The sequence below is a fragment of the uncultured Megasphaera sp. genome, from assembly GCF_958350005.1.
Taxonomy (GTDB): Bacteria; Bacillota; Negativicutes; order Veillonellales; family Megasphaeraceae; genus Megasphaera.
This window is the reverse complement of sequence record NZ_CATWFF010000168.1, coordinates 1-4,229: the sequence shown is the minus strand read 5'-3', so window position 1 is coordinate 4,229 and position 4,229 is coordinate 1. Positions and strand designations below refer to the sequence as shown.

The window sequence follows — 4,229 nt, the reverse complement described above, 5'->3', positions numbered from 1 at the left end:
CGGTGCAGCCTGGCTGATCACAGCGGTGTGTGTCTGGAAGCAAATGGCCCGGCATAAATGGGATATTTTTATTTGTGGCAAGTTGGGACATTTTCATTTGTGGATTATACATCCTGACAATCTCAGCCGTTTCCTATTGACAATGGAGAAAAAACAGGTATACTTATAGATAATTTCACAGGAAGTCGATGAACGAAACGAGTACATATGCAGCGACAGGTACAGCGAGCCGGCGGCAGTGGGAGTCCGGCCCAGGTCAGCAGATGGAATGGATTCGGGAGATGCGGCCTGAACGGCAGACAAGTAGGGCGCGACGGTGTAGTTCCACCGATAGCAAAGAACCGTGTATCGCCTTGGCCGTACATGCAGAGCTGGACTGACACAGTCAATGTGGGTGGCACCGCGGAAGTCTGAATCGTAAGCCTTTCGTCCCTTGAGCGGGGATGAAAGGCTTTTTTTGCGTTCATACAGAATTGGATTGGGAGGAATAAGGATATGCTGGAAGTAAGAGATGTCAGTTTTCAGTACGAAAGCGGCGAGCCCGTGCTGGAACACATGAACATACAAATCGAAGAAGGAGAGTTCATCGGCCTCGGCGGCCGCAACGGCTGCGGCAAGACGACAGTGACGCGCCTGCTCATGGGTCTGGAACAGCCTACGTCCGGAGAGATTCTCCACGACGGCAAGGTCATCAACGGCGACGATGCGTCCGTGCGGAGCCGGTTTATGGGCTACGTATTCCAGCGGCCGGAGCGGCAGATGTTTCGCCCGACTGTGCGGGAAGAAGCGGCCTATGGCCCGCAGCAGCTGGGCATGAGCCGGGAAGACGTGGACGCCGCCGTGCGGGATGCCCTGGCAGCCACCGATCTGACCCATCTGGCCGATGCCTATCCGCCCAACCTGAACCGCGGCGAAAAGCAGCGCGTTGCCATTGCTTCAGCCATTGCCATGCACACGAAATACCTCATTCTCGATGAGCCCACGAGCGGCCAGGACAGTGCAGACAAGGAAATGCTCATGACCTTGCTTACGGACCTGAACCGCAAAGGCATGACGATTCTGCTCATTACGCACGATATGGATATTCTGGCCCGGTACTGTAAGCGCGTCCTGGTCATCGGCAATCGCACGAAAGCCTTCGACGGTACGCCGGAAGACTTGTTTACGAAGCGCTCCGACCTGTACGACCTGGGCCTGAGCCGTCCCGATGCCGTGACCTTGTCCATGGCCGTGCCGGGACTGGGATACTGTAAATCCATGCAGGAATTTACGGCTGCCATGGTGCAGCGCTTAGGAGGGAACCACTGATGATGAAACGACTTGTACCGGTAACCAAACTCATTGGCACTTTTGCCTTTTCCTTCTGGGCCCTTCTTCTTTCGACAGCTGTTCCCCTGGTCATCCTCGTGGCAGTCGAACTGGTTCTCCTCGGCCTGTGCGGCAGCCTGAGCCGCAACATCAAAGCCGTGTGCAGCCTCGTCGTCTTTGCCGTCTTCCTCGGCGCCGTCCAGCTTCTCGGCGGCGGCTCCCTGGAATCGGCCTACGTCACAGGCCTGCGCATGCTGGCCATGACTATTGTCTTCATCATTCTCCTGACGACGACGCGACTTCAGGACCTGACGGCCGCCCTGGTCAAACAGATCCGCATTCCTTACGAATACGCCTTTATGTTTACGGCGGCTCTGCGTTTTGTCCCTGATTTCATTGCTGAAAGCAAAGCTGTCCAGGAAGCCCAGGCATGTCGGGGCCTGTCATCGAAGGGCAATATCATCAAAAAGATGATTCATTACATGACCGTCATTCAGCCCCTGATGCTCAAATCCCTGGGCCGGTCGGAAACGATGGCCCTGAGTCTGGAACTGCGCGGATTCGGCAGCAGTGAACACAGCTTTATGAGCAACGTCCGCCCCAAGGGAAGGGATTATGTCATCATGGCCGTCATGGCCGCCGTCAGCGCCGGGCTGATTTACCTGCGCGTCTGCGGTCTTGTATAGGAGGGAACAGAGTATGAAAACAGTTGCAAACATTGCCAGTCTGGAATTTCACCACCGTCAGGGCGGACAGTTCCGCTGGATTACCATTACGACCCTCATGCTGGCCATCGGCACGATTCTGCACCTCGTGTCGCCCAGCGTCGGCGGCGTTACGCCTAACTGGACCATTGCCACATACTGCGTTGCCATCTGCCTGACCAAGCCGTCGTACAAACAGGCCCTGGGCATTGGCCTCGTCGCCGCCCTGGTCAACGTCCTGACGTCGAAATCGGGATTTCCCTACGGCAACCTCATCAGTGAACCGGTCGGCGCCCTGACCTGCGCCTGCATCGTCCGCAATCTGTCCGGCATCCGCATCAAAGGCCATTCGTGTCTGCCCGTCCTGACCGGCTTTGCTGCGACCTGCATGAGCGGCGGCGCCTTCGTCACCATTCTGAAAGTGGTCATGAACCTGCCAAACAGCGTATACTTCACGGCCATGCTGCCCCTCGTCGCCGTCGTTGGCCTCCTCAATGCCATCGTCACGCCGGTCATGTATTTCCCGGCTCTGCGCCTGTTCGTCTCCCGGGGCATCCTCGATTCTCTGGAAGAGCAGGAAGTTGCGTCTGACCACAGCATGTACGACCTGAAGCCGACGCAGGACGGCATTATTTCCATGGAACACCTGACCTATATTTACAATAAACAGAAAACGCCGGTCCTGCAGGACGTGACCTTTGCCCTTCATAAAGGCGACTTCCTCGTCGTCACCGGCGAAAGCGGCAGCGGCAAGAGCTCCTTCTGCATGGCCATGACCGGCGCCATTCCTCATTACTTCGGCGGCGTCATGAAAGGCATGGTCTATGTCGGCGGCAAGGCGACGACACAGACGACCATTTCCGATCTGGCCGGTCAGGTCGGCATCATGCTCGACGATTACGACAGCCAGCTCGTAGCCATGACCGTAGAAGAAGAAATCGCCTTCAGCCTGGAAAATAAAGGGGTTGCGCCGGAAAAAATCGAAGCCGCCGTTACGGAAGCTCTGGAAAAAGTCGACATGACGCCGTACCGCCACCGTCAGCTCAGCAATCTGTCCGGCGGGCAGCGGCAGCGCCTGGTCATTGCCGGCGTACTGGCAACGAACCCGGATATCCTCGTCTTCGATGAACCGACATCGGCCCTCGATCCGGAAGGAACCCATGCCTTCTACGAACTGGTTCACGAACTGAATGTCAAATACGGCCACACCATCGTCGTCATCGAACACTCCCTGGAAGAAGCCCTGCCTTATGCGACGCGGCTTCTCCTCCTCGGCGAAGGCCGCATTCTCTGCGACGGCACACCGGAAACGACGCTGCGCTATATGTATGACCATGACGTATATACCTCGGCCATTCCCCAGGTCTTTGCCTGCCAGATGGCTCTGGAAAAAGCGGGCTGCTCCTTTGATGCTCCCTGGCTGACAGCAGACACGGCCGTATCGGCGCTGCAGCAGCTGAATCGATAAGGGAGGTACCGCTGTGAAACTGCTCTGTATCGGTGACAGCCTGACCGATGGCTATGGCGCGGCGCCATGCGATGGCTGGACGGCTGTCCTGGCCCGTCAGTCAGGCATTTCCGTCACCAATGAAGGCCTGTGCGGCGATACGACGGCAGGTATCCTGTACCGCCTGCAGCACCTGGATATTGCGGCATATGATGCAGTCTTCGTCATGGGCGGCTCTAATGACATTCTGCAGGATGAACCGCTGACCGCCATTACATCCCATATGGAAGACATTGGCCGCTTCCTTGATAAAGCCGGGCAGCGCGTATACATCGGCATTCCGCCTCTGACAAAACGAGAAAGCGCCTTCTTTGGCTGGCAGACAGCCGCCGCCGTGCCGCAGCACAATGCCCTGCTTCAGGCATATCGGGAGTGGCTGCGAGCCTGGGGAGCTCGTCAGGGATACGGCATCATAGATTTCTATGCCGCCCTGCAGGCTGCTGAACAGAATGGGACCGTCTCCCTGTATAGCGACGGCGTCCATCCTAATGCAGCCGGCTACGCCGTCATGGCCCGGGAAGCCCAGCGAGTTCTCGTATAATCCTATATTTCTTTCTCTATATATAAGACAAGCTGCGTATCATCGCGATGCGCATGCTTGTCTTTTTTGTATATCTTTCATGCATGTACAGGAAATATAATGTGGGGGACTGTTGTTAAAACACAAAAATATGTTTATAATGGACTCAAACATAGAAATGATGTGAACA

At 56.2% G+C, this 4,229-nt stretch carries 4 protein-coding genes; all 4 read left to right on the top strand.

The window, feature by feature from the left end; translation table 11 throughout:
• Positions 1 to 495 precede the first annotated feature (495 nt).
• From Q3886_RS08745 to Q3886_RS08730, 4 genes are read left to right on the top strand one after another with little or no spacing between them, the layout of a single operon-like run.
• A complete protein-coding gene (locus tag Q3886_RS08745; RefSeq protein WP_301861010.1) occupies positions 496 to 1,308 on the top strand; it encodes an energy-coupling factor ABC transporter ATP-binding protein in 813 nt (270 codons plus the stop codon).
• Between the two features lie 2 nt (positions 1,309 to 1,310).
• Entirely contained in the window at positions 1,311 to 1,994 is a 684-nt protein-coding gene (locus Q3886_RS08740; RefSeq protein ID WP_301861011.1) for an energy-coupling factor transporter transmembrane protein EcfT, read from the top strand.
• 13 nt (positions 1,995 to 2,007) lie between these two features.
• Positions 2,008 to 3,480 (top strand): tryptophan transporter, encoded by a 1,473-nt coding sequence (locus tag Q3886_RS08735; protein ID WP_301861008.1) that lies wholly within the window; start codon positions 2,008 to 2,010, stop codon positions 3,478 to 3,480.
• Positions 3,481 to 3,493: 13 nt separating this feature from the next.
• Positions 3,494 to 4,060 (top strand): GDSL-type esterase/lipase family protein, encoded by a 567-nt coding sequence (locus tag Q3886_RS08730; protein WP_301861007.1) that lies wholly within the window; start codon positions 3,494 to 3,496, stop codon positions 4,058 to 4,060.
• The last annotated feature ends 169 nt before the right edge of the window (positions 4,061 to 4,229 follow it).